The 15,232-nt window shown below is 72.4% G+C and carries 15 protein-coding genes; 9 read left to right on the top strand and 6 right to left on the bottom strand.

What is annotated here, in order from left to right; genetic code table 11:
- Positions 1-119: 119 nt before the first annotated feature.
- On the bottom strand, positions 120-653 hold the full coding sequence (locus tag QEZ54_RS27160; RefSeq protein ID WP_281307554.1) for an EF-hand domain-containing protein: 534 nt from the start codon (positions 651-653) through the stop codon (positions 120-122).
- A 124-nt stretch (positions 654-777) separates the two neighbouring features.
- Between QEZ54_RS27160 and QEZ54_RS27155 the strand changes: the two genes are divergently transcribed.
- On the top strand, positions 778-2,124 hold the full coding sequence (locus QEZ54_RS27155; protein WP_281307553.1) for an FAD-dependent oxidoreductase: 1,347 nt from the start codon (positions 778-780) through the stop codon (positions 2,122-2,124).
- Between the two features lie 107 nt (positions 2,125-2,231).
- On the opposite strand, the gene QEZ54_RS27150 is transcribed toward QEZ54_RS27155, so the two are convergent.
- Positions 2,232-2,885: a nucleoside monophosphate kinase gene (locus tag QEZ54_RS27150; RefSeq protein WP_281307552.1), complete on the bottom strand. Its 654-nt coding sequence runs from the start codon at positions 2,883-2,885 to the stop codon at positions 2,232-2,234.
- Between the two features lie 133 nt (positions 2,886-3,018).
- Here QEZ54_RS27150 and QEZ54_RS27145 point away from each other — a divergent pair, with 133 nt between their 5' ends.
- The 5 genes from QEZ54_RS27145 (at position 3,019) to QEZ54_RS27125 (ending at position 9,630) form a co-directional block, all read left to right on the top strand.
- The gene (locus tag QEZ54_RS27145) at positions 3,019-4,404 is read left to right on the top strand and encodes an FAD-binding oxidoreductase (protein WP_281307551.1); all 1,386 of its coding nucleotides are present in this window, start codon (positions 3,019-3,021) and stop codon (positions 4,402-4,404) included.
- A gap of 1 nt (position 4,405) precedes the next feature.
- Positions 4,406-5,641, top strand: coding sequence for a cyclopropane-fatty-acyl-phospholipid synthase family protein (locus QEZ54_RS27140; protein WP_281307550.1), 1,236 nt, complete (start codon positions 4,406-4,408; stop codon positions 5,639-5,641).
- A gap of 170 nt (positions 5,642-5,811) precedes the next feature.
- A complete protein-coding gene (locus QEZ54_RS27135) occupies positions 5,812-7,884 on the top strand; it encodes a PQQ-dependent sugar dehydrogenase (RefSeq protein WP_281307549.1) in 2,073 nt (690 codons plus the stop codon).
- A 40-nt stretch (positions 7,885-7,924) separates the two neighbouring features.
- Positions 7,925-8,929 (top strand): dienelactone hydrolase family protein, encoded by a 1,005-nt coding sequence (locus QEZ54_RS27130; RefSeq protein ID WP_281307548.1) that lies wholly within the window; start codon positions 7,925-7,927, stop codon positions 8,927-8,929.
- Positions 8,923-9,630 (top strand): 4'-phosphopantetheinyl transferase superfamily protein, encoded by a 708-nt coding sequence (locus QEZ54_RS27125; RefSeq protein ID WP_281307547.1) that lies wholly within the window; start codon positions 8,923-8,925, stop codon positions 9,628-9,630. Before QEZ54_RS27130 ends, QEZ54_RS27125 begins: the two co-directional genes overlap by 7 nt.
- On the opposite strand, the gene QEZ54_RS27120 is transcribed toward QEZ54_RS27125, so the two are convergent.
- The 3 genes from QEZ54_RS27120 to QEZ54_RS27110 all read right to left on the bottom strand — a co-directional run bounded on the left by QEZ54_RS27120 (position 9,609) and on the right by QEZ54_RS27110 (position 12,729).
- A complete protein-coding gene (locus QEZ54_RS27120) occupies positions 9,609-11,057 on the bottom strand; it encodes an SDR family NAD(P)-dependent oxidoreductase (RefSeq protein WP_281307546.1) in 1,449 nt (482 codons plus the stop codon). The genes QEZ54_RS27125 and QEZ54_RS27120 overlap by 22 nt on opposite strands.
- Positions 11,058-11,299: 242 nt before the next feature.
- Positions 11,300-11,524, bottom strand: a complete 225-nt coding sequence (locus tag QEZ54_RS27115; protein WP_281307545.1) for a ferredoxin — start codon at positions 11,522-11,524, stop codon at positions 11,300-11,302.
- Entirely contained in the window at positions 11,521-12,729 is a 1,209-nt protein-coding gene (locus tag QEZ54_RS27110; RefSeq protein ID WP_281307544.1) for a cytochrome P450, read from the bottom strand. Before QEZ54_RS27110 ends, QEZ54_RS27115 begins: the two co-directional genes overlap by 4 nt.
- Positions 12,730-12,853: 124 nt before the next feature.
- Here QEZ54_RS27110 and QEZ54_RS27105 point away from each other — a divergent pair, with 124 nt between their 5' ends.
- Genes QEZ54_RS27105 through QEZ54_RS27095 form a run of 3 tightly spaced genes read left to right on the top strand, consistent with a single transcriptional unit; the run spans position 12,854 to position 14,557 of the window.
- Positions 12,854-13,612, top strand: coding sequence for a class I SAM-dependent methyltransferase (locus QEZ54_RS27105; RefSeq protein WP_281307543.1), 759 nt, complete (start codon positions 12,854-12,856; stop codon positions 13,610-13,612).
- 40 nt (positions 13,613-13,652) lie between these two features.
- Positions 13,653-14,162 carry a cupin domain-containing protein gene (locus QEZ54_RS27100; RefSeq protein ID WP_281307542.1) on the top strand — a complete coding sequence of 170 codons (510 nt, stop codon included), beginning with the start codon at positions 13,653-13,655 and terminating at the stop codon, positions 14,160-14,162.
- Positions 14,162-14,557, top strand: coding sequence for a VOC family protein (locus QEZ54_RS27095; protein WP_281307562.1), 396 nt, complete (start codon positions 14,162-14,164; stop codon positions 14,555-14,557). Before QEZ54_RS27100 ends, QEZ54_RS27095 begins: the two co-directional genes overlap by 1 nt.
- Positions 14,558-14,642: 85 nt before the next feature.
- On the opposite strand, the gene QEZ54_RS27090 is transcribed toward QEZ54_RS27095, so the two are convergent.
- On the bottom strand, positions 14,643-15,203 hold the full coding sequence (locus QEZ54_RS27090) for an XRE family transcriptional regulator (protein ID WP_281307541.1): 561 nt from the start codon (positions 15,201-15,203) through the stop codon (positions 14,643-14,645).
- Between the last annotated feature and the right edge of the window lie 29 nt (positions 15,204-15,232).

Genomic DNA, 15,232 nt, shown 5'->3' with positions numbered 1-15,232 from the left:
GGCCTCTTTCGCGCAGTTTCCCAGAAACTGCGGCGATCATGGCGCCCGGCCGGCCCAGCGCGGCGCGGCGCGGGCAGGGCTGGGTGGCGTGGCCGGGGCTGGGTGGGTCGGGTGGGCGGTCAGCGGCCCAGGAGGGGGACGTCGAGCAGGCCCGCGTGGTAGTCGCGGACGGCCTGGGCCAGTTCGTCGATGCTGAGCTGGCCGTCGTGGTCGGCATCGATCTGGTCGAACGCCTCCTCGGCGTGCGGCTTGGTCACCCCGATCGCCTCCACCCAGCACTTGAATTCGGCCGGGTTGACCTGCCCGTCGCCGTCCACGTCGCACAGGTCGAGGGTGGCGCTGATGGTCGGGCGGAGCACGGTGGAGAAGCCGGTGTTGCCCATCAGGATGATCTCCGTCTGGGCGATCCGGTCGAACTGCTTGGCGTTGAGCGACCCCTCCGGTGGCACCCCGGCCTTGGCGGCCAGGTAGTCCCACATCGTGAGGTACGCGTCGAGCACGGCTCTGCCCCGCGGGGAGCGCTCGTCCTCGCCGAAGGCGGCGATGATGCGGCGCCCCTCGGCCTCGAAGTCGGAGCGGTCGACATGCCCGTTGCCGTCGGTGTCCCAGAGCCGGAACCGCCGGGCGAGCCGCTCGCTGCGCACATCCAACATGGCCGCGCCCCCCTGCCTGCCCCGCTCCGACCGGGACGATTCAATGTGAATGCCTGTCAGGACCTTACCAAGCGTGGTGTGCTCGTTGCTGAGCGTTGTGATTCTGTGACATCCGGAGGTGGGTATGGGCCGGCCGCGCGTCGTCATCGTGGGGGCGGGGTTCGCCGGGTTCCACACCGCACGCAAGTTGCACCGGCTGGCCCGCGACCGAGCGGAGATCATCCTGGTCAACCCGGACGACTACCTGCTCTACCTGCCTCTGCTGCCGCAGGTCATGGCCGGGGTGCTGGAGCCGCGCCGGATCACCGTGTCGCTGGCGGCGACCCTGCCGGGGGTACGGGTGCTGCCCGGCACCGTCGACGACGTCGACCTCGGCGGCGGCACCGTCAGCTACACCGAGCCGCACGGCCGGGCGGCCCGCCTCGACTACGACCGGCTGGTACTCACCCCGGGCAGCGTCAACCGGCTGCTGCCCATCCCCGGCGTGGCGCAGCACGCGCACGGCCTGCGCGGCCTGGCCGAGGCCCTCTACCTGCGCGATCACATTACCCTGCAGATCGAGCTGGCCGCCGCGACCGCCGACGCGCACGAGCGGCGGGCCCGCGCCACCTTCGTCGTGGTGGGCGCCGGGTACACCGGCACCGAGGCCGCCGCGTACGGGCAGCTGCTCACCGACGCGCTCGCCCGCACCCAGCCCGCGCTGCGCGAACGGCCCCGCTGGCTGCTGCTCGACACCGCCGAGCGGGTGCTGCCGGACCTGGCCCCGAAGCTGTCGCGGATCGCCGCCCGGGTGCTGGCTCAGCGCGGCGTGGAGGTGCTCACCGGCACCTCGGTCGCCGAGGCCACCGCTGACGGGGTGCACCTCACCGACGGGGCCTTCGTGGCCACCCGCTCGCTGATCTGGTGCGTCGGCGTGCGCCCCGATCCGCTCGTCGAAGGTCTGGGCCTGGACGCGGTCGACGGGCGGCTGGTGGTGGACGAGTACCTGCGGGTGCCCGGCCATCCGGAGGTGCTGGCCTGCGGCGACGCCGCCGGGGTGCCCGACTTCACCCGGCCGGGGCGGCTGTGCCCGATGACCGCCCAGCACGCGGTACGGCAGGGCAGGCTCGCCGCGCACAACATCGCCGCCTCGTACGGCAGCGGGCGCCTCAAGCCGTACCGGCACAAGGATCTTGGTTTCCTGGTCGACCTCGGGATGACCGACGCGGCGGCCGACCCGCTCGGCATCCCGCTGTCGGGGCTGCCCGCCGCGGCGGTGACCCGGGGCTACCACCTGCTCGCGCTGCCCGGCAACCGCGTCCGCGTGGCCGCCGACTGGCTGCTCGGCGCCTTCCTGCGCCCGCAGCTGACCCGCCTGGGCCTGGTCGACGCGGCCGCCACCGAGCTGGAGTGCACCTCCGCCGGGCAGCGCCCGCGCGCCGGAGCCCGCGCCAGCGCCCGCGCCATAGCCGCCGACCCCGGCCCCTGGTGACCCGCCGCGCCCGCCGCGCCAAGATCAGCGTGCAGTTTCGGGGAAACTGCACGAAAGCGCCCCAAGATTCCTGCACTTTCCCCGAAACTGCACCCAGAAACGGGCCCTCAGGTCGCGCGGCGGCGCTGGGGGAGGTTGAGGTGGTCGCGGATGGTGCGCTGGATGGCGGCCTTGGCGGGCCGGGCGTCGACGGTGACCACCTGCTCCTTGGCCCGGAACAGTTCGAGGACCGGGTCGGTCAGCCGGTGGTAGTCGGCCAGCCGCACCGCCAGCGCCTCCTCGGTGTCGTCCTCCCGGCTGACCAGTTCGCCGCCGCACGCGTCGCAGCGGCCCTCCTTGGCCGGCCGGTGCTCGATCAGGTTGTAGTCCAGGCCGCAGCCCGCGCACAGCCGCCGGGCCAGCACCCGCCGCCGCACCTCGCTGTCGGGCAGGTCCAGGTGGATCACCGCGTCGACGTCGTAACGCTCCATGAAGAACTCGGCCTGGCGTCGGTTGCGGGGGAACCCGTCCAGCACGAAGCCGTACGACCAGTCGTGCAGGGCCAGGCGGTCGTGCACGACCGACTCGGTCAGCGCGTCGTCGACCAGCTCGCCGGCGGTCATGGCCCGGCGCACCTGCGCGCCGATCTTGGTGTGGTACTGCACGTGCCAGCGGTAGATGTCGCCGACGCTGATGTGCACGAGATCCAGATCGGAGGCCAGCAGCTTCGCCTGGGTGCCCTTGCCACTGCCCTGAACGCCCATGATCACGTACTTCCGCACCCGTCCACTGTAAAGGAAGGGCCCCTTCTTATCGCTTTCGATGGCAGAAGGGCCTTGTTGACGCAAGATGCAATCCGCTGGAATGCGCAGATTTGAAGGTTTCTCGGAGGGTCTGCGGTGGTACGTTGCCAACGTGGAGGGTGACCCAGGCCGGTCGACCCGGCACTACGGCGTCCACGACCGCGCTGTTGCCGCCCTGCGGGCACGCTACGACGCGCTCCCCGCGGGCAGCCCGGTCAGACTGGCCAAACGAACGTCGAACCTGTTCCGCTTCGGCGACCGCACCACCGGACCCGGACTGGACGTGTCCGCCTTCGACCGGGTGCTGGAGGTCGACGCGCGGCGGCGCACCGCCCAGGTCCAGGGCATGGTCACGTACGAGCGGCTGGTCGAGGCGACGCTGCGCCACGGCATGATGCCGCTGGTCGTGCCGCAGCTCAAGACGATCACGCTCGGCGGCGCGGTGGCGGGGCTCGGCATCGAGTCGACGTCGTACCGCAGCGGGCTGCCGCACGAGTCGGTGCGCGAGCTGGAGGTGCTCACCGGCGACGGGCAGGTGGTCGTGGCGCGGGCCGACAACGAGCACGCCGGGCTGCTGCGCGCCTTCCCGAACTCGTACGGCACCCTCGGCTACGCCCTGCGCCTGGAGATCGAGCTGGAGCCGGTCCGGCCGTACGTGCGGCTGCGCCACCGGCGCTTCCACGACCTCGCGGCGGCCGCCGCCGCGCTGGACCAGCTGGTCGCCACCGGCCGCGACGGCGACCACCAGGTCGACTTCCTCGACGGCGTCGTCTTCGACCGCCGCGACATCGTGCTCACCCTGGCCAGCTTCGTCGACGACGCCCCGTCGACCAGCGACTACACCGGCCAGAAGATCTACTACCGGTCGCTGCGCGAGCGGGCCGTGGACCACCTCACCGTGCACGACTACCTGTGGCGCTGGGACACCGACTGGTTCTGGTGCTCGCGGGCGTTCGGCGCCCAGCACCCGCTGGTACGGCGGCTGTGGCCGCGCCGCTACCGCCGCTCCGACGTGTACCACCACCTGGTCGCCCTCGACCGCAGGCACCGCCTCACCGAGCGGCTGGACCGCCGCCGCGGCCGCCCGCCGCAGGAGGCGGTGGTCCAGGACATCGAGGTCCCGGTCGGGCGGCTGCCGGAGTTCATGGACTTCTTCCACCGCGAGATCGGCATCAGCCCGATCTGGCTGTGCCCGCTGCGGCTGCGCAGCGACAGCCCGTGGCCGCTGTACCCGCTCAAGCCCGGCGAGACCTACGTCAACGTCGGCTTCTGGTCGTCCGTGCCGCTCAGACCGGGGCAGCGCCCCGGCCACCACAACCGGCTGATCGAGGACGAGGTCGCCGCACTCGGCGGCCACAAGTCCCTCTACTCCACCGTCCACTACTCGCCCGAGGAGTTCTGGGCCCAGTACGACGGCGCCGCGTACACCGCCGCCAAGCGTGCCTACGACCCCGACGGACGGCTGCCCGACCTGTACGACAAGTGCGTGAGGACCTGACATGGCGATTGCACCGGTGATCAACCATCTGCTGGGCGACGCGGCCCCGATCCGGATCCGGGCGTACGACGGCAGCCGCTCCGGCCCCGCCGACGCGCCCGTGCTGCTCGACGTGCGCAGCGAGCGCGCCCTGTCCTACCTGGCCACCGGCGGTGGTGAGATGGGCCTGGCCCGCGCGTACACCATGGGGGACCTGGAGGTCGAGGGCGACCTGTACACGGCCATGGCGGGCCTGACCGACCTCGGCCTGGCGGTGCCGTGGACCCAGCGGCTCAGCGCCCTGCGCAGCCTCGGCGGCGTACGCCTGCTGCGCCCGCCGCCGCGCCCCGCCCAGGAGGTGCGCCTGCGCGGCCGCCGCCACTCGCGCGAACGCGACCAGGCCGCCATCTCGCACCACTACGACGTCTCCAACCGCTTCTACGAGTGGCTGCTCGGCCCGTCCATGGCCTACACCTGCGCCATCTACCCCGACGCCGGGGCGAGCCTGGAGCAGGCCCAGTGGCACAAGCACGACCTGGTCGCCCGCAAGCTGGGCCTGGAGCCCGGGATGCGGCTGCTCGACGTCGGCTGCGGCTGGGGCGGCATGGTCATGCACGCCGCCCGCGAGTACGGCGTCCGCGCCGTCGGCGTCACCCTGTCGCGCCGCCAGGCCGAGTGGGCCGCCAAGGCGATCGCCGAGGCGGGGCTGTCGGACCTGGCCGAGGTGCGGCACATGGACTACCGCGACGTCCCGGCGGTGCGCTTCGACGCGGTCAGCTCGATCGGGCTCACCGAGCACATCGGCCGCGCGCAGCTGCCCGGCTACTTCCGGTTCCTGCTCGAGCGGCTGGAGCCCGGCGGGCGGCTGCTCAACCACTGCATCACCCGGCCGCACAACCACGACCCGGCCAGCCGCAAGCGGCGCTTCATCAACCGGTACATCTTCCCGGACGGGGAGCTGGAGGCGGTGGGCCACCTGGTGTCGGTCATGCACGACACCGGGTTCGAGGTGCGCCACCAGGAGAACTTCCGCGAGCACTACGCGCGGACGCTGGCGGCCTGGTCGGACAACCTCGAAGCGCACTGGGACGCCGCGGTCCGCGAGATCGGCCTGGCCAAGGCCCGGGTGTGGCGCCTCTACCTGGCGGGCTGCCGCCTCGGCTTCGACCGCAACTCCATCCAGCTGCACCAGGTCCTCGGTGTCCGCCTCGACGCCCACGCCAACGCCCACCTCCCCCTCCGCCCCCACTGGGAGTGACCGGCCGTCCACGCGGTGGGTACGTGCAGTTTCGGGGAAAGTGCTGGAAAGCGGGCCAAGATTCGTGCACTTTCCCCGAAAATGCGTCCTATTTCAGCGTGTTATGCCCGTATTTGGAGCTGATCTTTGTAGCCTCGCCGCAGTTGGGGGACGACTGCGGGGGGCACGGCATGGACGCGCGAAAGATCGCGATCGCGGGCGAATCGGTGCTGGCGGTGCTCCTGCTGACGTTCGCAGGAGTCTTCGTCGCCTGCCAGAACCAGGCCGGGCAGGCCGGTCCGGCCTTCGTCGCGCCGCTGCAACCGGTGATCACCGAACCCGCCGCCGACGGCGCGCTGGTCAGCGCCGCCGACGTGCACATGGAGACCCGGCCGATGCAGGACGCGGACGCGGGCAGCGAGCACGTCTGCACCGACTGGGAGATCTGGACCGCGCAGCCGCACGAGCGGGTGTGGTTCGCCGACTGCATCGGCGGCGTGCAGAAGACCCACGCGCACCTGGGCGACGGCGACTTCGTCAACGCCTTCGTCGACCGGCACGACCTGCTGCCCGACCGCGACTACGAGCTGCGGGTACGGCACAAGGACTCCAGCGGCGACCTGGCCGCGGAGTGGAGCGGGTACACCTCGCGGCCGTTCCGCACCGCCAAGGAGCGCAAGCCGCTGCCGGGGGCGAAGCAGTGGGTCGTCAAGCAGCCGGGGTACAAGGTGGAGGAGGTCGTGGACGGGCTGTCGCTGCCGGTGAACATCGCCATGGTGCCCGAGCACAACGTCAGCCCCGGCAAGCCGATGTTCTACGTGACCGAGCTGTACGGCACGATCAAGGTGGTCCGGGGGGACTTCCAGGTCGGCACGTACGCGAAGGACCTGCTGAACTTCGATCCGCGCGGCAACTTCCCGGGGGCGGGGGAGATCGGGCTGACCGGCATCGTGGTGGAGCCGAAGAGCGGTGACGTGTTCGCCAGCATGCTGTTCCGCAGCGGCGACCAGACGTACCCGAAGATCGTGCGGTTCCACAGCACCGACGGCGGCTTCACGGCGGCGAGCGCGACGACGGTCATCGAGATGAAGGGCGAGTCGCAGGAGGCCTCGCACCAGATCTCGAACCTGACCATCGGGCCGGACGGCAAGCTGTACGTGCACATGGGCGACGGCTTCACGCCCAGCTCCGCGCGCAAGCTGGACTCGATGCGCGGCAAGGTGCTGCGGATGAACCTGGACGGCACGGCGCCGGAGGACAATCCGTTCTACGACGCGGCGGACAGCAAGAAGGCCCGCGACTACGTGTGGGCGTCGGGCTTCCGCAACCCGTTCGGCGGGGCGTGGCGGGCCGCCGACGGCCAGCACTACTCGGTGGAGAACGGGCCGTCGAGCAACGACCGGTTCGCGCGGGTGGTCAAGGGCGCCGACTACGGCTGGGACGTGACCGGCGAGAGCCTGCGCAAGCGGGCCCTGTACAACTGGCCGGTCACGCACGCGCCGGTGAACATCACGTTCGTGCAGGCGGAGAACTACCAGAGCGCGGGCTTCCCGAAGGAGAAGTTCGGCCGCGCGTACGTCTCCGAGAGCGGCCCCACCTTCGCGGCCGGACCGCAGGAGCGCGGCAAGCGGATCGTCGAGTTCAGCTTCAACGGCAACGGCACGGTCGGGGCGCCCAAGACCCTGGTCGAGTACAACGGCTTCGGCAAGACCAGCGTCGCCGGGCTGGCGGCGGGCCCGGACGCGCTCTACTTCACCGGCCTGTACACCGAGGACAGCTTCGACCCGGCCGCGCCGCAGGCCAAGATCTTCCGGGTGCGCTACGTCGGCGGCGAGCCGGACAACCGTCCGGCCGGGTCGAAGGCCGAGTGCACCGACGGCGAGCTGCTGGTCACCGCGCGGGCGGGCAGGACGGAGCTGGCCAAGGGCGCGGGCACCAGCCTGACCCTGGTCATCAAGAACGCCTCGAAGCACGCGTGCAGCCGCGACGTCGGCGCCGACATGCAGGAGCTGTTCATCACCCACGGCACGGACAAGGTCTGGTCCTCCGACGACTGCGGCGCCCCGCGCGGGCACCAGGTGATGAACCTGGCGGCCGGCCGGGAGCTGGTGGTGACCGTCGGCTGGAACGGCAAGTCGAGCTCGTCGTGCGTGAAGGGCGCGCTGCGCGTGGCGGCCGGTCCGACCTTCAAGCCGGGGGAGTACACCCTGTACGGCCGGGTCGGCACCGACCGCAGCATGCCCATCAAGCTCAAGGTCAAATAGGACGGTAGGAAAGAGGCGGGTGGGGGGCTAGGCTCGGCGGGTGCCGGTCCGACCCCTCACCCGCCTCGCCCTGTGCCTGACGCTGGCCGCCCTGAGCGGCTGCACCGCCACCGATCCGCAGTGGCACCCCGACCCGGTGGCGGCCCCCGCCCCGAGCGGCACGGCCGCCGTCGCGCCGCTCGCCTCGACGGCACCGTCGCCCTCGGCGAGCGCCTCCGCCTCGCCGCCGGCCCCGGCGGGCGCGCCCAGGGCGGCGCTGGCGGTGGGCGTACGCACGCTGAAGTTCTCGCGCGGCGGCCGCAGCCTGCCCACCACCGTCTGGTATCCGGCCACCGGCAGGGCCGGGGGCTCGCCGAAGGCGAACGCGCCGGTGGCGCCCGGCCGGTTCCCGCTGGTCGTGTTCAGCCACGGCCTGCACGGGCTGCCCGCGTACTACGAGCAGATCACCCGGCGGCTGGCCGCGGCCGGATTCGTGGTGGCCGCGCCGACCTTCCCGTCGACCAACCGCGACGCCGACCCGTTCAACGCCGGCGACATGGGCAACCAGCCCGCCGACGTCAGCGAGGTGATCACACGGGTGCTGAAGCTGGACACGACCTCGGGCGACGGGCTGCGCGGCCACCTCGACGCGGCGCACGTCGCCGTCGGCGGCCACTCGGCGGGCGGGTTCACCTCCGCCGGGGTGCTGGCCAACAAGCGCGACACCCGGGTCAGAGCGGCGATCGTGATCGCCGGGGGCTCGATGGGCGCGTTCAAGGGCGCCCGCACGCCGGTGCTGTTCGTGCACGGCGACAAGGACCCGACCGTCACCTACCAGACCGGCCGCAACGCCTACACCGGGACGAGCTGGCCCAAGGGCTTCCTCACCCTGCTCGGCCAGGGCCACGGCGAGTACCTCGGCCCCAGCGCCAAGGGCTTCGACCAGGTCATGAAGACGATGACCGACTTCCTGCGCTGGACCATGTACAGCGACGCCGCCGCCAGGTCCCGGCTGTCCGGCGACGGCACGAAGTCCGGGGTGTCGAAGTTCGAGGCCAGGTGGTGATCGCGGTCTGGTGGGCCTGCCCCGCCGACGTCCGGCCCGCGCACCTGGACCTGCTCAGCGACGCCGAGCGGCAGCGCCGGGCCGCGCTGCGCCGGCCCGAGGACCAGGCCCGGCAGACCGCGGCCGCCGCGCTGCTGCGCCTGGCCGCCGGACAGGAGCTAAGTCAAGATCCTCATTCGGTACGGGTCGAGCGGTCCTGCCCCGACTGCGCGGTCCCGCACGGGCGCCCGGTGCTGCCCGGCACCGGCCTGCACGTGTCGGTGTCCCACTCCGGCGACCGGATCGCGGTGGTCCTGGGCCGGGGCGGCCCGCTGGGCGTCGACGTCGAGCAGGCCGTGCCCGACCGCGACGTCGCCGGCCTGTCCCGGCTGGCGCTCAGCCCCGCCGAACTGGCCCGAGGCGTCCCCGACCAGGCCGGGTTCTACACGTACTGGACGCGCAAGGAGTCGGTGCTCAAGGCCACCGGCGACGGGCTGCGGACGGCGATGACCAAGATCGAGGTCTCCGCCCCGCACGAGCCGCCCCGGCTGCACCGCTACGACGGGCGGCCCGAGATCGTCGCCGGGTCCGCGATGTACACGCTGTCACCCGGCGACGGCTACCACGCGGCGCTGACCGTGCTGGACGCCGCCGCCCCGGCCGGGGTCACCGAACGGGACGGGTCGGCGCTGCTCGCCGGTCACCAGGGCGAGGGCTTGTAGTCCTTCAGGAAGCAGCCGTACAGGTCCTCGCCGAGCTCGCCGCGCACGACCGGGTCGTACACCCGGGCCGCGCCGTCGACCAGGTCCAGCGGGGCGTGGAAACCCGCCTCGGCCATCCGGATCTTCGTCGGGTGCGGGCGCTCGTCGGTGATCCAGCCCGTGTCGACCGCGGTCATCAGGATGCCGTCGGTCAGCATCTCGCCCGCGCTCGTGCGGGTCAGCATGTTCAGCGCCGCCTTCGCCATGTTCGTGTGCGGGTGCCCCGGCCCCTTGTACCGCCGGCTGAACTGCCCCTCCATCGCCGACACGTTCACCACGTACTTGCGCCGCGCGGGCGAGGCCGCCAGCGCCGCCCGCAAGCGGCTGACCAGCACGAACGGGGCGGTGACGTTGCACAGCTGCACTTCCAGCAGCTCGATCGGGTCGACCTCCTGCACCACCTGCACCCAGCTGTTGCTGTCGTCCAGGTCCGGCACCAGGCCGCCCGCGTCGATCGCGGTGTGGGCGGCGATCCGGTCCAGCGACGCCCCGCCGGTGGACAGCGCCAGCGAGGTCACCAGCTCCGGGCTGAGCTGCTGGTGCGGCATCGCCTGGATCGCCGCGGCCGCCGGGCTGTCGCCCCGGTAGTGCCCGAACGCGAGCAGCTCCGGCAGCGGACCGTCCGGCAGCGGCGCCGCCTCGGCCGCCAGCAGCTGCGCGTACGCCTGCGGCGACCGGCGCACCGTCTGCGCCGCGTTGTTGATCAGGATGTCCAGCGGGCCCTGCGCCGCGACCGAGTCGGCCAGCGCCACCACCTGGGCCGGGTCGCGCAGGTCGATGCCGACGACGCGCAGCCGGTGCAGCCAGTCCGCGCTGTCGGGCTGCGCCTTGAACCGCCGCACCGCGTCGTTGGGGAACCGGGTGGTGATCGTGGTGTGCGCGCCGTCGCGCAGCAGCCGCAGCGCGATGTACATGCCGATCTTGGCGCGGCCGCCGGTCAGCAGCGCGCGGCGCCCGGTCAGGTCGGCGCGGGCCTCGCGGCGCTCCCGGTTCAGCGTGGCGCACGGCGGGCACAGCTGGTGGTAGAACGCGTCCACCTGGGTGTAGCGGTCCTTGCAGATGTAGCAGGCCCGCGCCTGGCGCAGGTGGCCCGCGATGTCGCCCTCGGTCGGCGAGGACAGGCCGAACACGCCCGCCGTCTCGTCGTCGATGCGGCCCGGTGCCCCGGTGGCCGTCGCGGCGGTGACCGCCTCGTCGGCGGCGAGGATCTCCTCGCGCCGGTCCCGGCGCCGCTGCTGCTTGACGACCTTGAACAGGTGGCCCACGGCGCGGCGCACCGCGACGGCGTCGGGGTGCGCCGGGGGCAGCTTCTCCACCTCGGCGAGGACGTTCAGGCAGGCTTCCAGGCGGTCCGGGTCGATGCCCTGCCCGTACTCGTCGACCGTCATGCCCCTGTCCGTCCCGTGCGCTGGCCCACCATGCCCGCAAACTGTACGCAAGCGCACCGCCCGACGCCGAATCCCGCCGCCACCGCCGCCCCCACTGTCAGCGACGTCACCCCCAGCCGCCCCCGCCCCCGCCCCCGCCTTTGATTGACGCTGGCCTATCTAGAGGACGAATCTTGGAAAATCGTCTTCTAGATAGGCCATCGTCAATGTAGGGCGGGGCGGGGTGCGCCTGTTCGAGAGGGTCAGGCGGGGGCGATGGTGGTGCCGGTGGTGGCGTCGGTGACCAGGATGGCTTCGACGGGGCAGCAGTCGGCCGCGTCGGAGACGTCCTCGCTCGGGTCGACCAGGTCACGCAGGGGGCGGGACTTCTTGTCGACCAGCTCGAAGTGGTCCGGCGCGGTGCCCGCGCACAGGCCGGAGCCGATGCACCGGTCACGGTCGACCTGGACCCGCCACTGCCCGCTCACCAGCGCACCGGCAGCGCTCGCAGACCCCGGACCAGCATGCCCTTCTTCCACTCCAGCTCCTCCTCGGCGACGGCCAGTTCCAGGTTCGGGAAACGGGCGACCAGCGAGCCGATCGCCACCTGGAGCTCCATTCTGGCCAGCTGCGCGCCGACGCAGTGGTGGGGGCCGTGGCCGAAGCCCATGTGCGGGTTGACCTCGCGGGCGAAGTCCAGCTCGTCGGGGTGGTCGAAGATCCGCTCGTCCCGGTTGGCGGAGGCGAGCGAGCCGAGCACCGGCTCACCGGCGCGGACGAGGATGTCGCCGAGCATGATGTCCTCGGTGGCGTACCGGGCGAACGCGGCGGCGGTGCCCAGTGGCACGTACCGCATCAGCTCCTCGACGGCGGCCGGGACCCGGTCGGGGTGGGCGACCAGTTCACGCCAGCGGTCGGGGTTGGTGAGCAGCACGTACACGAAGTTGGGGATCTGGGTGACCGTGGTCTCGTGCCCGGCGGCGAGCAGGCCCGCCGACAGCTGCACCAGCTCCTGCTCGGACAGCCGGTCGTTGTCCTCGTCGCGGGTGCGGACGAGCGCGCCGAGCAGGTCGTCGGTCTCGGCGACCCGGCGCTGGGCGATGAGCTGCGCGATGTACCCCCACAGGCTGTCGAGGTAGTCCTGGATCTGCTGCGGGGTGAGCGAGGTGGTGGAGATGATCGCCTCGGACCAGACCTGGAACTTGTCGCGGTCCTCGAACGGCACGCCCAGCAGCTCGCAGATGACCGCGACCGGCAGCGGGGTGGAGAAGTGCTCGACCAGGTCGCCCGGGGTGCCCTTGGCCTCGAACGCGTCGAGCAGCCCGGTCGCGATCTCCTGGGTGCGGGGGCGCAGCGTCTCCACGCGGCGGGCGGTGAACGCCTTGGCGATCAGCTTGCGCAGCCGGGTGTGCTCGGGCGGGTCCATCGACAGCATGCCGGAGTCGCCCTGGCGCGGGTGGGTGCGCGGCTCGTCGCGCCCGACGCCGGCGGCCCGGCTGAACCGCGCGTCGCCGAGCACCAGGCGCACGTCGTCGTAGCGGGTGGCCAGCCAGGCCTCCTCGCCGTACGGCAGCCGCACCCGGGTCAGCGGCTCGGCGCCGCGCAGGTGGGCGTAGAACGGATCGAGATTGAGCCGGTCGGCCTCGCCGAACGGGTAGTTCCGGGCGGGCATGACCTGAGGCGTCTGCGTCATCGGTGTTCCCCTCACGCGACGAATCGATTTAACTACGTGGATGGTAGTGGCCGAACTCGGCCCGGTCGATGGTTTTCGCGTGAAATCAGTCGACATTCAGGATAAGTCAGTTGAGACTGGCCCCGTGAGCCAAGATCGGACATTCGACGAGCTGCTGGCCGAGGGCGCGGCCGTGCCGGTGGACGGCTGGGACTTCTCCTGGTTCGAGGGGCGGGCCACCGAGCAGCGGCCCGCATGGGGGTACGCGAAGCTGCTCGCGCGGCGGATGGCCACCGCCCGCGCGGCCCTGGACCTGCAGACCGGCGGCGGCGAGGTGACCGGCGAACTGGGGCAGGCCCCGCCGGTGCTGGTCGCGACCGAGGGCTGGCCGCCGAACCTGGCCCTGGCCCGGCGCCACCTGGCCCACCTGGGCGCGCGCGTGGTCGAGCACGCCGACCGCGACCCGCTGCCGTTCCCGGACGCTTCGTTCGACCTGGTGGTGAGCCGCCACCCGACCGTCACCGACTGGGCTGAGGTGGCGCGGGTGCTGACCCCGGGCGGGACGTACCTGTCGCAGCAGGTGGGGCCGCGCTCGATGTTCGGGCTGGCCGAGTTCTTCCTCGGCCCGCTGGACGGCGGCACCGCCCGCGACCCCGAGGTGGCGGCGGCGGGGGCGCGGCAGGCCGGGCTGGAGGTGCTGGACCTGCGGTCAGCCTCGCTGCGTACGGAGTTCTTCGACGTCGCGGCGGTGGTGGTCTACCTGCGCGAGGTGATCTGGATCGTGCCGGGCTTCGACGTGGCGACCCATCGCGGCAAGCTGCGCGAGCTGCACGAGCTGATCGGGCGGGACGGGTCGTTCACCGCGTACAGCACCCGGTTCCTGATCGAGGCGCGCAAGCCGTGACGGGTCGCGCGGCGGAGATCCAAGATCGTAGAGTCTGACCATGATCCAAGACGCGTACCCCGGAGCGCCGTTCCGGCCGGTCCTGACCCGCCACGCCGAGGCCGAGACCTGCGCCGACCCCAGCAGCGTGATCACGCTGCTGGCCGATTCGGACACCACCGCAGACGGCTTCACCAGCTACCGGTCCAGCTTCGCCAAGGGCGCGGTCGGGGCGCCCGCCCACTTCCACACCAGGGCCAGCGAGCTGTTCTTCGTGCTGTCGGGCTCGCTGCGGGTGCTGGTCGGCGAGGAGATCACGACCCTGTCGCCGGGCGACTTCCTGGCCGTGCCGCCGCACACCCCGCACGCCTTCGCGGCGGCGCCGGGCTGCGAGGCCGACGTGCTGTTCGTGTTCACGCCGGGCATGGGCCGCTTCGACTACCTGCGCCTGCTGGGCCGGGTGATGCGCGGCGAGGCCGATCCGAAGGAGATCGCCGAGTCCGGGCAGCGGTACGACAACCACTACGTCGACAGCCCGGTATGGCGCGCCGCCCTGGCGGAGTCCGCGTGATCGGCACCGGCACCCGCATCCGGATCGCCCGCCCGTCGCGCGACCTCGCCGCCGCCGAGCGGTTCTACGTGGACGGCCCGGGCCTGGCCGTCCTGTGGCGCACCAGCGAGCGGGTGCCCGGCGAGCACGACCTGCTGATGGTCGGCCCGCCCGGCGGCGCCTGGCACCTCGAGCTGACCCATGACCCCGAGCATCCGCTGGAACCGACTCCGACGGTGGACGACCTGTTCGTGGTCTACCTGGGCGAACCGGTCGAGCCGCAGCTGGTCGACCGGCTCGTGGCGGCCGGCGGCACCCGGGTCCGCGCGCACAACCCGTACTGGGACGAGCACGGCGTGACGGTCGCGGACCCGGACGGCTACCGCCTCGTGCTCTGCGCCCGCGCCTGGGAGTGACCGGGCCATTCGGTTCGTGCAGTTTCGGGGAAGGTGCGGGAGCGGGCTGTGATTCGCGCACTTTCCCCGAAACCGCAGCCTGCCGCTAGCGGGGGTAGCGGATGAGCAGGCTGGCGGTGACGGGGGTGTCGCCGACGGCGGCGTAGACGTGCGGGACGTCGGCCTGCCAGGTCAGGTGCTGGCCCGGTCCGGCCAGCAGGGGCGCCCGCGCGGGGCCGGCGCGCAGCACGCCGCTGAAGACGGTGATGTGCTCGGTGACCCCGGCGTGGTGGGCGGGGGAGGTCTGCGCGGGGCCGGGCGGGACGGTCATCCGGTACAGCTCGAAGGTCGCCGTCGGCTCGTCGAAGACCTGGAGCAGCACCGCCTCGACCGCGGTGCCCCGGACGACGGCCGTCTCGGCCGTGCCCAGCAGCGCGGTGATCGGCACGCCCAGCGCGGCCGTCACCGACCACAGCGTGTCCAGGGTCGGGTTGCGGGTGCCGAGTTCGAGCCCGGACAGCGTCGCCTTGCCGATCCCGGCGCGCCGGGCCAGCTCCGACAGGGACACCCCGGCCGCTTCGCGCAGGCGGCGCAGCCTCGGCCCGAGCTCGCCGCCCCCGCCGAGCGCGGGCGTGCCGTCGCCGCCGGTTGCCGAACGTGTGGTCACAGGGCTATCGTGCCGCATGACAGGGCGTT

The sequence above is a fragment of the Catellatospora sp. KI3 genome, from assembly GCF_029948125.1.
GTDB lineage: Bacteria > Actinomycetota > Actinomycetes > Mycobacteriales > Micromonosporaceae > Catellatospora.
Note: the sequence above shows the minus strand (reverse complement) of the source record. Positions and strands in the feature narration are given on the sequence as shown.